Source organism: Microbacterium proteolyticum (assembly GCF_029639405.1).
In the GTDB taxonomy this organism is placed as follows: Bacteria; Actinomycetota; Actinomycetes; order Actinomycetales; family Microbacteriaceae; genus Microbacterium.
Window position 1 is genome coordinate 2099338 of record NZ_CP121274.1, and the last position, 16508, is coordinate 2115845.

Annotated in this window: 11 protein-coding genes; 5 read left to right on the forward strand and 6 right to left on the reverse strand. The window is 70.0% G+C overall.

The annotated features are described in order from the left end of the window. The 4 genes from P8R59_RS10535 to P8R59_RS10550 are packed head-to-tail and all read left to right on the forward strand — an operon-like array spanning nt 1 to nt 6022. Nucleotides 1-1920, forward strand: coding sequence for a rhamnan synthesis F family protein (locus P8R59_RS10535; protein ID WP_278101020.1), 1920 nt, complete (start codon nt 1-3; stop codon nt 1918-1920). Next, nucleotides 1917-3845: a rhamnan synthesis F family protein gene (locus P8R59_RS10540; protein ID WP_278101021.1), complete on the forward strand. Its 1929-nt coding sequence runs from the start codon at nt 1917-1919 to the stop codon at nt 3843-3845. Before P8R59_RS10535 ends, P8R59_RS10540 begins: the two co-directional genes overlap by 4 nt. Nucleotides 3846-3887: 42 nt before the next feature. Continuing rightward, on the forward strand, nt 3888-4808 hold the full coding sequence (locus tag P8R59_RS10545; protein ID WP_278101022.1) for an ABC transporter permease: 921 nt from the start codon (nt 3888-3890) through the stop codon (nt 4806-4808). Nucleotides 4809-4813: 5 nt separating this feature from the next. Next, a complete protein-coding gene (locus tag P8R59_RS10550; protein ID WP_278101023.1) occupies nt 4814-6022 on the forward strand; it encodes an ABC transporter ATP-binding protein in 1209 nt (402 codons plus the stop codon). Nucleotides 6023-6045: 23 nt separating this feature from the next. On the opposite strand, the gene P8R59_RS10555 is transcribed toward P8R59_RS10550, so the two are convergent. From P8R59_RS10555 to P8R59_RS10580, 6 genes are all read right to left on the reverse strand, one after another. Next, nucleotides 6046-8259, reverse strand: a complete 2214-nt coding sequence (locus P8R59_RS10555) for a glycosyltransferase family protein (protein WP_278101024.1) — start codon at nt 8257-8259, stop codon at nt 6046-6048. An 8-nt stretch (nt 8260-8267) separates the two neighbouring features. Beyond that, the gene (locus P8R59_RS10560) at nt 8268-9347 is read right to left on the reverse strand and encodes a glycosyltransferase family 4 protein (RefSeq protein WP_278101025.1); all 1080 of its coding nucleotides are present in this window, start codon (nt 9345-9347) and stop codon (nt 8268-8270) included. Further along, nucleotides 9344-10528: a hypothetical protein gene (locus P8R59_RS10565; protein WP_278101026.1), complete on the reverse strand. Its 1185-nt coding sequence runs from the start codon at nt 10526-10528 to the stop codon at nt 9344-9346. The genes P8R59_RS10560 and P8R59_RS10565 overlap by 4 nt, the downstream gene beginning before the upstream one ends. Before the next feature lie 122 nt (nt 10529-10650). After that, entirely contained in the window at nt 10651-11850 is a 1200-nt protein-coding gene (locus P8R59_RS10570; protein ID WP_278101027.1) for a glycosyltransferase family 2 protein, read from the reverse strand. Further along, the gene (locus P8R59_RS10575) at nt 11847-13046 is read right to left on the reverse strand and encodes a glycosyltransferase family 4 protein (protein WP_278101028.1); all 1200 of its coding nucleotides are present in this window, start codon (nt 13044-13046) and stop codon (nt 11847-11849) included. Before P8R59_RS10575 ends, P8R59_RS10570 begins: the two co-directional genes overlap by 4 nt. A gap of 2 nt (nt 13047-13048) precedes the next feature. Beyond that, nucleotides 13049-14974, reverse strand: coding sequence for a DUF6541 family protein (locus tag P8R59_RS10580; RefSeq protein ID WP_278101029.1), 1926 nt, complete (start codon nt 14972-14974; stop codon nt 13049-13051). 149 nt (nt 14975-15123) lie between these two features. Here P8R59_RS10580 and glf point away from each other — a divergent pair, with 149 nt between their 5' ends. After that, complete coding sequence (glf, locus tag P8R59_RS10585; RefSeq protein ID WP_278101030.1) at nt 15124-16260, forward strand: UDP-galactopyranose mutase; 1137 nt, start codon at nt 15124-15126, stop codon at nt 16258-16260. Nucleotides 16261-16508: the final 248 nt, after the last annotated feature.

A 16508-nucleotide genomic window follows, 5' to 3' on the forward strand; every position in this document is an offset into this window, starting at 1 on the left:
ATGGGCTCCTCCCAGGAGTCCGTCGCGCGTCGCGACCGCGCCGTGGTGTTCGGCGTGCGGGCGCGGGGGCGCCTCGAGGAGACGTCCGTGGTCGCGCTGCGCGCGCTTCGGGAGATCGCCGAGACGGTCGTCCTCCTCCACCCGGGCAGCCTCTCCCCGGAATCGCGCGCCGCCGTCGACGGCCTCGTCGACCGGGTCGTGGAGACGGACGGCGAACAGTTCTCGTCGGCGTCCTACCTGGGCGCGGTCGACGAGGTGCGGCGCGTGCGCGCCGACGTCCGTGAGATCGTGCTGACCGGTGACTCCTGGTTCGGGCCCGTCGCCGATCTCGGCGGCCTGATGGACCGGATGGGGGCCGGCTCCGCCGATATCTGGGACGTGGTTCCTCCAGCCGCACCGCGCGAGGCGTTCCCCGAGGAGGGATTCCCCGCGATCGTCGATCGGCCGTGGTTCTTCGTCGCGGTGCGCCGACGGCTGTTCGACAGCGACGCCTGGGCCCGCTGGTGGGCGGAGAGCGTGCCCCCGGGTGAGCGCGAGCGGCGCGTGGTCGAGTGGGCGGAGCGCAACGGCTTCGCTCATGCCCGCGCGTTCGACACCGCGCACCTGCACCCTCACGACCCCGCGCTCTTCGCCCCCGAGGATCTTCTCGATCTCGAGGTGCCGTTCGTCGACCGCGCGGTCTTCACGAGCTACCCGCCGTTCCTCGACCGGTTCGCCATCATCGGGAGCGAGATCGCCGAGATGATGGGGGAGCGGGGGTACCCCCTGGGCGTGCTCCGCTCGAGCCTCTCCTCCTGCGTCCCTCCGAAGGCGCTGAATTCCATCCTCGGCCTTCTCTCGGTGCTCCCCGAGGAGGCGGTCGATCCCGACAGCGGGTCATCCCTGTCCATCGCGGTGGTGGTGCACGTCGGCGACGTCGACGAGATCGACGAGATCCTGCGACGCCTGCACTTCCTGCCGCCGGGTGCCTCCGTCTTCGTCACGACCACCGAGGGTGTCACGGCGGCGCGCCTCGAGCGCCTGCTCGAGGCGTGGGCGGCGACGAACGACCACTCGTACGAGCTGCGCGTGACCCCCCAGACCCCGGGTCGCGACATGGCCGACTTCTTCGTGGGATGCCGCGACGTCATCCAGTCCGACGCGTACGACCTCGTCGTCAAGCTGCACATGCGCCGTGCGCCGTGGAAGACCATGAACCGGCTGCGCTACTTCCGCCGGTATCAGCTCGACAACCTCCTCAGCAGCCCGGGGTACGTGCGCAACGTGCTGGCCCTGTTCGAGCGCGAGCCGGAGCTGGGCGTCGTGTTCCCCCCGATGATCCACATCGGATACGCGACGATGGGGCGCGGCTGGGCCCTCCTCGAGCCCCACGCCGAGCGTCTCGCCCGGCGTCTCGGCATCCGCGTGCCGCTCGACGTGATCTCCCCCCTCGCTCCCTACGGGGGCATGTGGATCGCGCGTCCGGCGGCGTTCCGGACGCTGATGAAGAGGCGATGGACGTTCGCGGACTACGGCGAGAAGTACGAGCGTCGATTCGGGCACCTCGCGCACCTGCAGGAACGGCTGATCAGCGCGGGAGCGGGACAGGCGGGGTACTCCTGCCGCACGGTGATGAACTTCGCCCACGCCGAGATCAGTCACACGGCGCTGGAGTACAAGGTGGACCAGATGTTCTCCACCACGCGGGGATGGCCGGTCGAGCAGATCCGCTTCCTCCACCGTGCGGGATACACCGGGTACGGCGGCTCCGTCGCCCTGGCCCGCATGTACCTGCGGGTGAACCACCCGCGCGTCGTCGATGCGATCCGTCCGCTGTACCGCCTGGCGCTGCGCGGGCATCGGGTCCTGGCGGTGGGTGGTCGCGTCGCATCGCGCCTGCGCCGCGAACGCGGCGAGAAAGCACGGGAGGCGTCATCGTGAAGACCGCTGAATTGATCGGCGACTGGACGCGTCCGGCCGACACCTTCCCCGAGGACGGTAAGCGCCTGCTCGTCTACGTCGTCTTCGACCGTCGCGGCGAGGTGGGCGATTTCGTCGTGTACGCGCTGGAACGGATGCGCGAGTTCTGCGACACCATCGTCGTCGTCTCGAACGGTCCGTTGACGACCGGCGGTCGCGAGCGGCTGGAGGCGCTCGGGGATCTCGTGCTCGAACGCCCCAACGAGGGCTTCGACATCTGGGGGTACAAGCACGGCCTGGATGCCATGGCGGACCGCCTCGACGAGTTCGACGAACTGCTCCTGGTCAACGACACCTGGTTCGGTCCGATCCGGCCCTTCGCCCCCCTGTTCGAGCGCATGAACTCCCATCCCCTGCACTTCTGGGGCATGACCGATCACCTGCGCGTGGAACCTCATCCCTTCACCCACGAGGGCTACCTGCCGTATCACCTCCAGTCGTACTGGGTGGCGGTGCGCCGTCAGATGTTCCTCTCGCCCGAGTGGGAGGCGTACTGGCGCGACCTCCCGCAGATGACGTCGTACTCGGATGCCGTCACGAAGCACGAGGGCGTCTTCACCGAGCACTTCACTCAGCGGGGTTTCTCCGGCGAGGTGGCCTTCCCCACGCTCACCGACAAGATCGAGAACCACGCGGTGCTCTACGCCGAGCAGCTGATCGAGGCGGGGTGTCCGACGCTGAAGCGTCGCCCGTTCTTCCAATGGCCGGTGTTCCTGGACCGCGTCGCGGTGGTGGGCAAGTGGACCCTGGAGGCGGTCGAGCGTCACGGCTATCCCGTCGAGCTCATCTTCGACGACCTCGCGCGCAACGTCGAGCCCCGGGTCCTCAACGCCGACGCCGCCCTCCTGCGGGTGCTCTCGCCCACCGGCGACGACTACGATCCGTCCAGGCCCCTGCGCACCGCGGTCTTCGCCCACATCTTCTACGTGGAGATGACCGACGAGATCCTCGATCGGGCGGGCTACCTTCCGGGGACGACCGACATCATCGTCACGACGCCGGATGCCGACCGGGCACGGGCCATCGAGGAGATCATCGCCGCGCGCGCGCCGGCGGGCCGCACCGAGGTGCGGGTGGTTGCGTCGAACAACGGCCGCGATCAGGCCGCCTTCCTGATCGGATGCCGCGACATCCTGCTCTCCGACGAGTACGACCTCGTCGTGAAGATGCACTCCAAGAAGACACCGCAGGGCGGCGCGAACGTCGGCCGGCATTTCCGCCGGCACCAGTTCGAGAACCTCCTCGGCGGTCCCCACGAGGCCGCGAACGTGGTCGCGCTCTTCCAGAAGCAGCCCGGTCTCGGCCTCGCCTTCCCGCCGACCGTGCATCTGGGCCATCCGACGATGGGTCACGGCTGGTGGGCGAACCGGCCGGGGGTCGCGGAGTTGTGCCGCGAGCTCGGCATCCGCGTGCCCCTGGACGAGATCTCGCCGTTGGCGCCCTTCGGGTCGATGTTCTTCGCGCGGCCGCAGGCGCTGCGCCTGCTCGTGGAACGCGAGTGGACGTACGAGGAGTTCGGCGGGGCCGAAGCCTACGTCGACGGCGGGCTCGCGCACGTGCTCGAGCGGATGCCCGTGTACGCGGCCGGCGAGCTCGGCTACCACAGCATGACCATCGCCACGCCGCAGTATCTGGCGAAGAGCTACACGGCCTTCGATTACAACCTCGACCAGATGTCCGCGACCATGCCCGAGGACACGCAGCATCAGATCGAGTTCCTGCGTCGCGCGGGGTACATCGGCTGGGGAACGTTCCGGGACTTCGTCGACATGTGGGTGCGATTGCACCGCCCGGAAGCCCGGGAACGGATCGATCGGATCTTCTCCCGGACCGAGACGGCGCGCGGGCGCCTCTGGCGCGCGCGACAGCGGCTGCGACGGCGTTGAGCACAGACGCCGCGCAGGAACTCCCCACTAGAATCGAACGCCATGCCCACCTCTTCACCCTCCGGGGATAACGCGCGCTTCGCACGGCTCGCGGAGATGCCGATGCGTTCGGTCGGCGTCACCCCGGGTCTCGGGCTGGCGTCGCTGTGGACGACGCTGCGCGACATCTTCGCGCGGCGCGAGATGCTCGACCTTCTCGTCAAGCGCGACATCAAGGCGAGGTACAAGGACTCCGCCCTCGGTTTCGTCTGGGCGCTGATCCGGCCGCTCATCCTGCTGGCCATCTACTTCGTGGTTCTCGGCCAGTTCCTGGGCGCGGCGCGGGGTATCCCGGATTTCGCGATCTTCATCTTCACCGGTCTGACGGCGATGAGCCTGTTCCAGGAGATCGCCGTGGGCGGCACCGGATCGATCATCGCCAACGGCGGTGTGGTGAAGAAGGTGTACATGCCGCGCGAGATCTTCCCGCTCGCGGCCACCGGGTCCGCCCTGTTCAACTTCCTCATCCAGATGGGCGTGCTCCTGGTCGCGACGCTCATCGCGGGCAAGCCCCCGCTGCACTGGCAGATCGTCTACGTCATCCCGTCGCTTCTGCTGATCCTCGTCTACGGCGTCGCGTTCGCGCTCTTCTTCTCCGCGGTCAACGTGTACCTCCGCGACGTGCAGTACCTCGTCGAGGTCATGACGATGCTGCTCATGTGGCTCTCGCCCGTTCTGTACGCCTGGCATCTGGCGAAGGAGATCATCACCAGCCCGACGCTGTTGGAGATCTACACGAACAACCCGTTGACCCTGGCCGTCCTCGGATTCCAACGGGCGTTCTGGCTGGCCGGCGACGGGCTCGAACAGCCCGCGCATCTCGTTCTCCGCATGGCTGTCGCCCTGCTGATCGGACTCGTCCTCCTCGTGCTCAGCCACCGGGTCTTCGTGCGTCTACAGGGCAACTTCGCCCAGGAACTGTGATCGATATGTCGTTTGACGTGGCTCCCGTCTCGGCGCGCCCCGAGGTCGTCGTGCTCACCGACGTGTCCAAGCGCTTCGTGGTGCGCAAGGACACCTCGATCAAGGAGCGCCTCGTCACGCTCGGTCGGGCCGGGCGTCGACACCGTCAGGATTTCTGGGCGCTCAGCGACGTGAGCCTGGACATCCGGGCGGGGAACACCATCGGTCTCATCGGGCACAACGGCTCCGGGAAGAGCACGCTGCTCAAGGTCATCGGCGGCATCATCCAGCCGACCTCCGGAGACGTGCGCCAGCGCGGCCGTGTCGCCGCGCTGATCGAGCTCGGGGCCGGATTCCATCCCGACCTCACCGGTCGTGAGAACGTCTACCTCAACGCCTCGGTCCTCGGTCTGAGCCGCGAGGAGACGCGCGCGAGCTTCGACGACATCCTCGACTTCTCGGGCGTCGGCGACTTCATCGACACGCAGGTGAAGTTCTACTCCTCGGGGATGTTCGTGCGTCTCGCGTTCGCGATCGCGGTGCACACCGATCCCGACATCCTGCTCGTGGACGAGGTGCTCGCCGTCGGCGATGAGCAGTTCCAGCGCAAGTGCCTCAACAAGATCAAGGAGTTCCAGCGCGAAGGACGCACGATCATCATCGTGTCGCACGCTCTGGATCAGATCGAGGAACTCTGCGATCGCGTCATCCTGATGGACAAGGGCCGTGTGGCTTTCGACGGTCTGGCCGACGCCGCGGTGGAGCGCTTCCGCGAACTGCTCGAGGAGGGGTCGGGAAAGGTCGCCGCGCGGCCCGACCAGATCACGCGTGCCGCCGAGATCGTGTCCGTCGAGATGCGCCGGGCCGACGGGGACCGCGCCAACGACTTCGACAGCGGCGACTCCTTCCGCGTCGCCATCACGGTACGGGGTCTGCGCTCCCTCGATCAGTGGGCGCTCGGCTTCAGCATCGACACGTCATCGGGCGTGCTCGCACTGGCATCCAACACGAGCATGCTCGGTGCGTCGGTGCCGCCGCTGCACGCGGGCGAGACCGTGACCGTCGAGGTCGACGTCGACGGGGCGCGCTTCAATCCGGGCAGCTACTGGGTCAACGCCAACCTGCACGGCATCAGCGAATCCACCTCGCACGCGCTCATGCAGGGCGCCGAGTTCACGATCCACGGGCGAAGCGACTCGCTCGGATCCGTTCCCGCGGCGGTCCGCTTCCACTGACGTCGGCCTCGAGGCCGACGGCGTCATCTCGCGCGGAGGGCCGCGTCCAGCAACGATCGGGCTCGCGCATCGAACGAATGGGCGGTGCGCACGTCCTCGCCGATCCGCCCGAGTTCCGCCGCGGCGGGGAAGGCGGCATCCAGGTCGCCCGAGAGCAGGGCGATCAGCTCGGGGATCTCGTCGTACACGCGCACCGCGCCGCCGAACAGCTCATCGATCCCCTCGACGCGGTCGCTGATCGCGCGCCCTCCGGCGGCGATGACGTCGAACAGCCGGTTGCCGATGAAACCCTGCTTCTGCATCGCCGGCCAGTGGTCGTTGAGCACCACTCCAGCGCTTTCGTAGAGGTGCGGGAGGGCGTCGTTGCTCACGCCCGTCGCGGCGATGCGGTCGGCGGGGATCCATCCGCGCCAGTCCGGCCCGATGACGGTCACCGGGATCCCCGCCCGGATGGGTTCGACGACGGATGGGCGGAGGATGCCGCGAGCGGTGCCGACGAAGAGGATGTCATCGCCTCGCGTCGCCCCGGACGGGTGGAACCGCGTGACGTCGGTGCATTGCAGGAGCGGACGGATACTCACCCCGAGCTCGCGCGTCGCGCGCCGCGCCCAGGGTTCGGACGCCGCGAAGACGGCGTCGAAGCCCTCGACGTCGTCGGGGCCGATCTGATCGGGGTGGCTGATGATCCACAGGATCGATACGCCGAAGGGGGAGGCCGCGAGCGGCTCGGGTCCGCGGAGGGCGACAGTGACGTCGTCGAGGTGGCGCGTGGCCCGATCGCGCGCGGCGTAGGCATCGATGACGACCTCCTGCCCGAGACGGCGGAGGGCGGCGGCCAGGGCGCGCGCGAAGTGGGTGTCCCCCCAGCCTTCGGCGCGCGGCCCCACGGGGATGGCGGTCCGCAGGGCCCATCGCAGCACCGGCGCACGCGTGCCGTCGGCAAGCACGGTCTCGCGAGACGGTCGGCGCAACCGCGGCGCGGGCCCCGCCGCGGTGCGCTCCCATCCGGCGCGACGAAGAAGCGCATCCGCGTCGGAGGGGAGCGCGGGGAGCTGTGCGGCGGCGACGGCGGAGCGTGTGCGCGTGAAGACGTCGAGGGCCAGGACAGCGGTCCCTCCCCTCGCCACGGACGCCGCGGCGTCGGGTCCGGCCAGCGGCGTGACGATGTCGAGGCGCCGCGCGGCGAAAGTCGACCCGGCGAGGGCGGGGACCTCCAGAGCCTCCTCGCCGCGCGCCAGCACCGTGAGGTCCTCCACGGGGTGCCCGGCCAGGAACCGGCCCTCCGACGAGGCGCCGGCAGCGGCGATCGTCCCATCGGCGTCGAGCCACACGGGGGCGAGGAACCCCCCGGGCGTCATCCGCTCCACGCGACCGGCGAGGACGGTCGCATCCGCGGCGCTCAGGGTCTGGTTCGGTCCCCGCACGACGAGGACATCGGCGACGGATGACGTGCGCAACTCCTCCAGGGCGGCCGCGGCGTCGTCGTGTCGTCGGCGCGCCACCCGGATGCGCTCCGTGGAGGCGGCGGCGACGCGCGCCAGCACCCAGTCCTCGCACCGCTCGTCGAGCACGGCGATCGCGGCGCCCTGGCCGGGAACGGCGGCGAAGGCCACGGCCTCGGCCAGGGACTCGTCGAAATCCCACTCCTGCGGGCCGAGGGCGATGATCAGCTCGCGGGCGAGGGGGGTGACCCCCGGCTGCGCGGGCACTTCACCACCGACCCGCGCGCGGTGCGCGGCATCCGTGATCACGCGCGACAGCTCCGGCCACGGCACGGGCGAGGGCAGGGCGTCCGGGCCGAAGGGAAGCGAATGCTCCCCGCGTCGATGCCAGGCGTGAGCCACTGGGCCGCCCGCCTCGTCCCACGACTGCGGATGCCGCTCGCCGTACGCGACGGCGTCCCAGAGCGGGCTCACCTGGAGTCCGCGGGGGTTGGCGACGAGGTAGGCGTACAGCGCCGGGACGCGCCACGCCTCGGGGAGGTGATCGCCCACGGCCGTATCGACGAAGAGCGGGTTCAGTCGGAACCCGTCGCGGTAGCCGCCCGAGACGTAGCGCCGGATCGCCGCGTTCGCGCTCAGCGCGCGCCCCGTCTGCGCGCGCACGTAGTCGAGGTCGACGATGTCGGCGTGAGCGATCGCGCGGGCCCACCAGAGTCGGTCCAGACGCGCCACGAGCGGGCGGAACGCGGGCCGATCGCGCGCCGACCGCCACAGGGATCGCAGGGTGCCGATCATGCCTCGCCTCAGCGCGTGACGCGCCCGAACGCCTCGAGCATGCCCTCGGCCGTGGCATCCCAGGTGAACAGCCCGGCGCGCTCGCGGCCGTCTTCCACCATGGTCGCCCGAGCGGCGGGGTCGGCGAGCGTCCGCTCGATCTGGCGGGCGATGTCGGCCGGATCGAGCGGGTCGAAGTAGCGCACCGCGTCGCCGCCGACCTCGCGGAGCACGGGGATGTCCGAGCAGATGACGGGGCAGCCGCGCTCCATGCCTTCCAGCACGGGCAGCCCGAAGCCTTCGAAGAGCGTGGGGAACACGACCGCGGCGGACGTGCGGTAGAGGTTCTCGACCTCGTCTTGGGTGAGCCAGCCGCGGAGATCCACCCACTTCTCGATACCGAGGTCGGCCGCGACCGCGCGCAGCGGGTCGTCGCCGTGGCTGCCGGAGATCGTCAGGACCGGACGACTCGCTTCGGGGAGGAGGGCGAGCGCCTCCAGAAGGCGGGGGAAGTTCTTGTGCGGCATGCGGTTGCCGAGGCTGAACAGCCCGGAACGCGGCTGCTCGGCGACGTCGCGACGGACGCCCGATCCGCCGGGGAAGACGACGGTGACATCCGCGGCATCCCGGCCGGTGATCTCGAGGATGTCGGCCCGCGCGGCCTCGGAGTCCGTGACGATGTGGGATGCGGCGCGGGCGGCGCCGGAGATCAGGAGCTTCGTCGGCAGCACACCAGCCTTGCTGGGCAGGAACTCGGGGCGCTTGAACGCCAGCATGTCGTGCAGGGTGAGGACGAGGGGCACGCCGGGACGCGGCGGACCGAAGTTCGCGGGGGAGTGGATGAGGTCGGCGCCGACCGACCGTGCTGCCCGGGACACCCCGAACACTTCTCCCCACGCCCACTGCGGTCGCTTGTCGCACTGGAGTCCCGAGTCGATGAGGCGACCAGGGAACCACTCCGCACCGGCGGCGACGAGTTCGCTGCTCGCATAGCCCACGAACTCCCAGCCGGGTCGCTCCGCGAGCCGCGAGTAGACCTGACGCGCCACGGTCTCGGTGCCGCCCTGCTTGCCCGTGAAGAACAGCAGATCGACGAGTACACGGGTCACGGAACGATCCTATCGTCGGGGTCGATGAAGCCTCGGGCCGGGACGTCCGTCGCGGCCGGCGCCGCGACGAGCTCGCGGTAGGCGCGCCGGGTGCGGCGGATCATCCAGACGGTCGCGATCAGTTCGGTCGCGCCGTAGCCGATCGCGGTGCCGACGGGGCCGATGGCGTAGGTGAGGGCGATCATGAGCGGAAGGCCGACGGCGCTGGCGACGAGGGTGGCGACCATGACCGTCGTGGCGGCGTGCGCCGGGAAGAGGAAGTGCCGGATCATCGACATCCGCGTCGAGTAGCACGCGAACGCGAAACCGAGCACGACCACCACGCCGACCGGGGCGACCGTGCTCTCGCCGAACAGCACGAGGCTCACGAACGACCCCAGGGATCCGAGGGCGGCCCAGCCGAGGAGACCCATCGCGATGTGCAGGCCGAGCGCCCGCCTCAGCCGTCGCGCGCGCGCCTCGCCGCTCACCTCGGCCGTCCAGTATTGGAGGGCGTTGGCGAGCGTGATCGGGAGGAACTGCCCCAGCTTGAGCATCTTGTCGCCCGACGCGTACCCGGCCGCCTCGGCGGGCGCGGCGACCTGCACCAGCGGCACGGGGACGGACGAGTACAGCCCGAGAGCGCCCTCGTTCACGGCGACCGGTGCGGTGATGCGGAACAGTCCCGGAACCTCCCGCCGCGCGGGCCACGCCGCGGGGAAGCGCCGGAGGATCCGAACGGTGTAGAGCGTCGTGCCGATCACCGTCACGGCGATGCCGGAGAGCGGGTACAGCTCGACCGGGGCGCCGAGGAGACCGATCGCGGCGGCGACGCACACGGCCGCGATCACGCGGGGGACCGCGTCGTAGAGGGCGATGGACCACGGATCGCCGAGACCCACGGCGAACCACGTGTACGACAGCGAGATGAGGGCGCCCTGCAGCCCCATCAGCACCGCCAGCAGCACATACTCCTCGGAGGCGAGGGAGGCGCTGATCACGGCCGTGATTGGCAGGGCGATCAGTGCGGTGAGGGAGCGGACGATGAGGGCTTCCCGATAGATCCGCCCCCGGCGGGCCTCGGATGCCACCGACACCAGGGCGGGCCCCACCGTCGTCCATCCGAAAGCCAGGGCGATCGCCGCGAACGTCCCGACGGCCTCGCCCGCGAGCGCGCTCGACCATCCGCTCGGCCCCGACACCCGCGAGACGAACGGTAGGACGACGAGGGGCGAGACGGCGGCCAGGGCGGGAAGGACCGTGAAGCCCAGGAGCCTCCGGCGCGTGGCGCGGCTGTCGGGCGTGGACTCGGCGATGGCCGGTCCTAGCTCTCGATGACGGCTTCGGGGCGCTGCTCGCGCCGGGGCGTGGTGAGCACGCCCGAGAAGAAGCTCATCATGGCGGTCTGGAAGCCCAGGATGATCAGCAGCGCGCTGGGGACCGCGATGCGCACCGCCTGGGCGGCGTTCTGCGCGCCGAAGTCGGTGCTGCCCCAGATCGCGACCTGCACGATGCCGATGATGACGCCGAGAAGGAACAGCCCGACACCGATCAGCAGACCGCGTTCGGCCGACCACTTCGCCACGATCCGCCGGTATCTCTCGCTCGTGGGGAGGAAGCCCTCCTGCGTCGCGTAGAGCTTGGTCAGCCAGAAGAAGAGCAGCGATTGGAAGCCGATGACGCAGAGGGCGCTGGCGTACACCATCGTGGTGACGTCGAAGCCGACGCCGCCGATGTTGACCCCGCCGAAGGCGAGGACGCCCACCGTGATCGCCCCCAGGAAGAACGCCACGAGCCCGGGGTAGACGAAGAGCCACCGGGGCGCGAACAGCAGGAGGAAGCGCAGGTGGCGCCAGCCGTCGTGCCAGCTGCGCAGGTGCGGCGGGCGCGAGCGGCCGTCCTTCTTGAGCGTCGTGGGGACCTCTTCGATCCGGTAGCGGGCGAGCGAGGCGCGCACCACCATCTCGGAGGCGAACTCCATGCCCGTCGTCTGCAGGTCGAGCTCGCGGATGCGGGCGCGGTTGAAGCCGCGGAGTCCGCAGTGGAAGTCGCGGATGCCGGGGCGGAAGAACAGCTCTCCGATGAAGGACAGCACCGGGTTGCCCAGGTACTTGTGCAGCGGCGGCATGGCGCCGGGGGCGATCCCGCCCTTGAAGCGGTTGCCCATGACGAGGTCGGCCCCGGCCCGGAGCCGCTCGACGAAGGGCTCGAGGTTCTCGAAGTCGTAGCTGTCGTCGGCATCCGCCATGATCACGTACTCGCCGCGGGCCTGGTCGATGCCGTTGATGAGCGCGGCGCCGTAGCCACGGCGCGGGGCGTGCGAGACGCGGGCGCCGAGACGCTCGGCGATCGCCTGCGAGCCGTCGGTGCTGCCGTTGTCGGAGATGAGGACCTCACCGCGGATGCCGCTGCGCTGGAGGAAGCCCTGCGCCTTGCGGATGCACACCTCGAGGGTCTCCGCCTCGTTGAGACAGGGCATGAGGATCGTCAGTTCGACGGCGTCGTTCGGGGAAGGAGAGGTCACGGCGTGTCTTCTTTCGTGTTCCGCGGTGCGGGGGCTGTCGGCAGCTGCAGCGCCGACAGGATCCCCTCCACGGTGCGTCGGATGGTACGGGTGCCCACGGCGGTGTCGTACCAGGCGCGCGCGGAGCGGCGCAGGTCGTCACCGCCGTCGGCGACGGCCCGGATCGCCCGGGCGAGGTCGGTGGGGGAGGTGCGGGGCGCGACGACGCCGTTGACGCCCTCGTCGATCAGCTCGGTGGCGGCGTTGCCCTCGTCGGCGACGAGGACGACGGGCGTGCCGTGGGCGTTCGCCTCGACCACGACGAGTCCGTAGCCCTCGCGGCGGGACGGGTTGATCAGGGCCAGCGCGCCGTGCATGAGGGAGTCGAGTTCGTCGTCGTCGACGAAACCCGGGAAGTCGGTCCAGTCCCTGCCGCCGACCCGGTCGACCTCGCCGCGGATCCGAGCCGAGCTGGGACCTGAACCGAGCACGACCAGCCGCAGATCGGGGATGAAGGCGCGGGCCTCCGCGACCGCGGCGGGGAGCGCCTCGACGCGCTTGTCGGGGATGTGCCGCCCCGCGTAGAGGACGTACGGGGGCTGGGATGCCGATGAGGTCGGGGCGGCATCCACGGCACCGTCGATGAGTCCGGGGCTCACGAGCGGCGCGCGGCGCAGCCCTTCTCGGCGGAGGCGCGTGGCGCTCAGCTGCGAATGGCACGTCGCGAGAGGGGTGACGGCGATCGCGCACCGCTGCAGCAGCCACGCGATCGTGCCGGTGACCGCACCGGAATACTCCACCCACTGGCGGCGGTGCCAGACCTCGAGGTAGTCGACCACGACGCGCGTCCGAGTGCCGAGGAGCGCGAGACGCGCGGCGAAGACGTTGAAGATCGGAAGACCGCTCACGATGAGGGCGTCGTACCGGCCGCGGCTGCGCAGCAACGCCCGGAACAGGCCGGCGGCGTAGGCGAGGGCGGCGGGGATGCGGCGGACTCCGTCGGCGGAGTACAGCGACAGGCGTCCGCTGACCGGGACGATCCGGAAGTTCTCCTCCGACGGCACCGCTCCGTCCCACTGGACGGACGTGAGGTAGTCGACGTCGAGCCCCCGCGCCCCGATCTCGTCGGCGAACGCGCGGTACTGCCGCTCCCCGCCCCCGGTGGAGTACGGGAACAGGCAGTCGTACGCGACCGCCACGGTCGCCGGCGCGGCCACGGTCAGCACCCTTCGATGCGGAAGAGGCGCGCGGCGGGTCCCTGCGAGTCCACGAGGACCAGGTGCTCGGACGGCGTCAGACCGTAGAGCCCCTGGCGTTCGAGACCGACGCCCGGGTTGTTCCAGACGTTCTGCGCGCCGAAGTCGAGCACGTAGTCGACGCCGAGGCGGTCCACGGCCTGGCAGACCTTCGGGTCGGACTCGATGTCCTTCAGGTGGTTGCCGATGTACTCCTCATCCGGACCGATGGTGCCGAACACGTGCTTGCGAAGCACTTCGCGATCACCGATCGCGTAGGCGAGCGAGGTTCCGGTCCACGCACTGCCGGCGATGACGGCATCCGCCGGGGTCGTCTCGGGGAGTCTTTCCAGCAGTGCCTCCTCGTCGCTGGTGAGGAGGGGGGAGGTCGGCCCCAACGCGTACGCCCCCCGCGCTTCGGAGACGGCCCGCAGGACGTTCGGGCTCGCACCCACCGAGAAGATCGCGATGACCCCGACGACGGCGACCGCGATCCGCCAGCCGCGGGCGGCGTCGATGCGCAGCAGTCCGCGCGTGGCGAGGTCGACGACGGTCACCGCGCCGAGGACGGCGACCGGGATGCCGGCGGCGGGGAGGAGCGCCGCCAGGCGGTACGAGTCGTTGTACCAGGGGTTGGTGAACATGTCGCGGACGATGTTGCCCCCGGCCGTTCCGGACACGAGGACGAACAGGAGAGAAGCCACCGCCATCGGCGCCGCGACCACGAGGAAACGCGGCTGCCGCACGACCCTGATCAGACCGATGAGGATGAGGGCCGAGATCGTCACCGTCAGGGTGTAGCCGTGCGGAGAGAGCAGCAGCGCCTCGCCGATGGCCTGCGCCGTCGTCTGCCAGGGCGCCCACTGCGACATGCCCGCGCCGGTGCGGGAGAACCGCCACAGCCCGACGATGACGATGGCGAGGGCGGCGAGGATCGCCGCGACGAGATACCAGTACCGCCGGGAGGCCCGGCGCCACGCGGAGGACACGAGTTCGACGACGGTGACGCCCGCACCCATCGCCACCATCGCGAGGAACGCGTTCGGGTGCGCCAGGCCCACCCCCGCGGAGGCGACGAGGAGGAGGAACACGGCGCGGAGCCGGGCGCGCACGCCGGTCGTCCGCAGGAGATGCACGACGACCGCGAGCCCGCCCGGGAGCACGGCGTACGCCATCGCATTGGGCCACAGGACGCCGAAGTACATCAGGAGGATCGGGAACGCCCCGAAGCCCGTCGAGAGCGCGGCAGCGCTGACGAGGACGGCCTTCCGCTCCGACAGCAGAGCGGCGCTGAGTGCGACGACCGAGACGGGCCACGCGACGGCGCCGAGGGCGATGTTCGCGGCGTTCACCGCGACCGGGACCGACACCCCGGTGACCTCCGCGGCCAGAGCGGCCACCGTGTGCCAGCCGTTCGGGTAGAACCCGATGTCGGAGGTGGCGCCGATGTGGAAGGCCGAGGCGTTGTGCGTGTCGACGGCGAAGGCCACCGTGTTCAGATGCACGATCGCGTCGAAGGTCTGCGAGATGTGACTGGGACCGCCGAAGACGAAGGCGAGCTGCAGCCCGACGATCACGGCGGCCACGATCAGGGCGAGCGCGCCCCAGAGGGCGTTCGCTCGCGGGGTGCGATCCCCGTGCTCGGGTCCGACCCAGCGGCGCAGGCCGAAGGCGGCGGCGGCGGTCAGGACGGTGACGATCGCGATCGGGAGAGGGGACCATCCCAGCCCGACCATCGGCGCGAGGGTCGCGGAAACGCCCAGGACGGCGATCGACACCACCGGAGCGAGCGCCAGCAGCTGCAGCCGCCGCACGCCCCACCCGGCTGCGATCACGGCGATTCCGGGGACGGTCAACGCGAGGATCGAGACGATCAGAGGCATCACGATCACCGACCAGGAATCGCTCATGCACTCCCATTTCTCGCTCGACGACAGTCAGTCATGCTAACGGACCGCACCTGATCCGCCCCTGAGGGCGGCGGCGGAGTGCCCGCATAGACTGGTGGGGCGCGGGGCGAGGCCCGTGCGTCCGTCGACACGAAAGACGCTTCTTCTCCATGGATCTTCTCATCGTCGGCTCGGGCTTCTTCGGTCTCACGATCGCGGAGCGCGCGGCTGCGTCGGGTCGGAAGGTGACGGTCATCGACCGTCGTCATCACATCGGCGGCAACGCGTATTCCGCGAACGAGCCCGAGACGGGCATCGAGGTGCACCAGTACGGAGCGCACCTCTTCCACACCTCCAACCCGACGGTGTGGGAGTACGTCAACCGCTTCACCGACTTCACGTCGTACGTCCACCGCGTCTACACGACGCACAAGGGCGTGGTCTTCCCGCTGCCGATCAACCTCGGCACGATCAACCAGTTCTTCCAGGCGGCGTACACGCCCGACCAGGCGAAGGCGCTCGTGCACGAGCTCGCGGGCGAGTTCGACGCGAAGGATGCCGCGAATCTCGAGGAGAAGGGGATCGCCCTGATCGGGCGGCCCCTCTACGAGGCGTTCATCCGCGACTACACCGCCAAGCAGTGGCAGACCGACCCGAAGGATCTGCCCGCCGAGGTCATCTCGCGCCTGCCCGTCCGCTACACCTACGACAACCGGTACTTCAACGACACGTGGGAGGGTCTGCCCGTCGACGGGTACACCGCGTGGCTGGAGCGTATGGCCGACCACCCGAACATCGAGGTGAAGCTGTCGACCGACTACTTCGACGAGTCGCAGCCGCTGAACCGGAAGTCGACCGTCGGACAGGTGCCGGTCGTCTACACCGGCCCTGTCGACCGCTACTTCGACTACGCCGAGGGCGAGCTGTCCTGGCGCACGCTCGACTTCGAGCAGGAGGTCCTGCCGATCGGCGACTTCCAGGGCACCAGCGTGATGAACTACGCCGACGCCGACGTCCCCTACACGCGCATCCACGAGTTCAAGCACTTCCACCCCGAGCGGGCGGACCGGTACCCGACCGACAAGACCGTCGTCGTGCGCGAGTACTCGCGGTTCGCGACCCGGGCGGACGAGCCGTACTACCCCGTGAACACCGCGGATGACCGTGCGGGCCTGCTGGCCTACCGCGAGCTGGCCAAGGGGGAGAAGGACGTCCTCTTCGGCGGGCGTCTCGGGACCTACCAGTACCTCGACATGCACATGGCGATCGGTTCTGCCCTGTCCATGTGGAACAACCAGCTGGCGTGAGAGCGACCCTCCCCGCGTCCCGCACCCCACGGCCCTCCGCCGGTGGGGTGGACGAGGCTCGCTGGGAGTATCGGGCGGACATCGACGGGCTCCGTGCCGTCGCCGTCCTGCTGGTGGTGACGTACCACGTGTGGTTCGGGCGGGTGTCGGGCGGCGTCGACGTCTTCCTCATGCTGTCTGCGTTCTTCCTGACGCGCGGGTTCGTCCGGCGCATGCCGGGGCCGCACCCGGTGCGCCCGCTCCGGCAC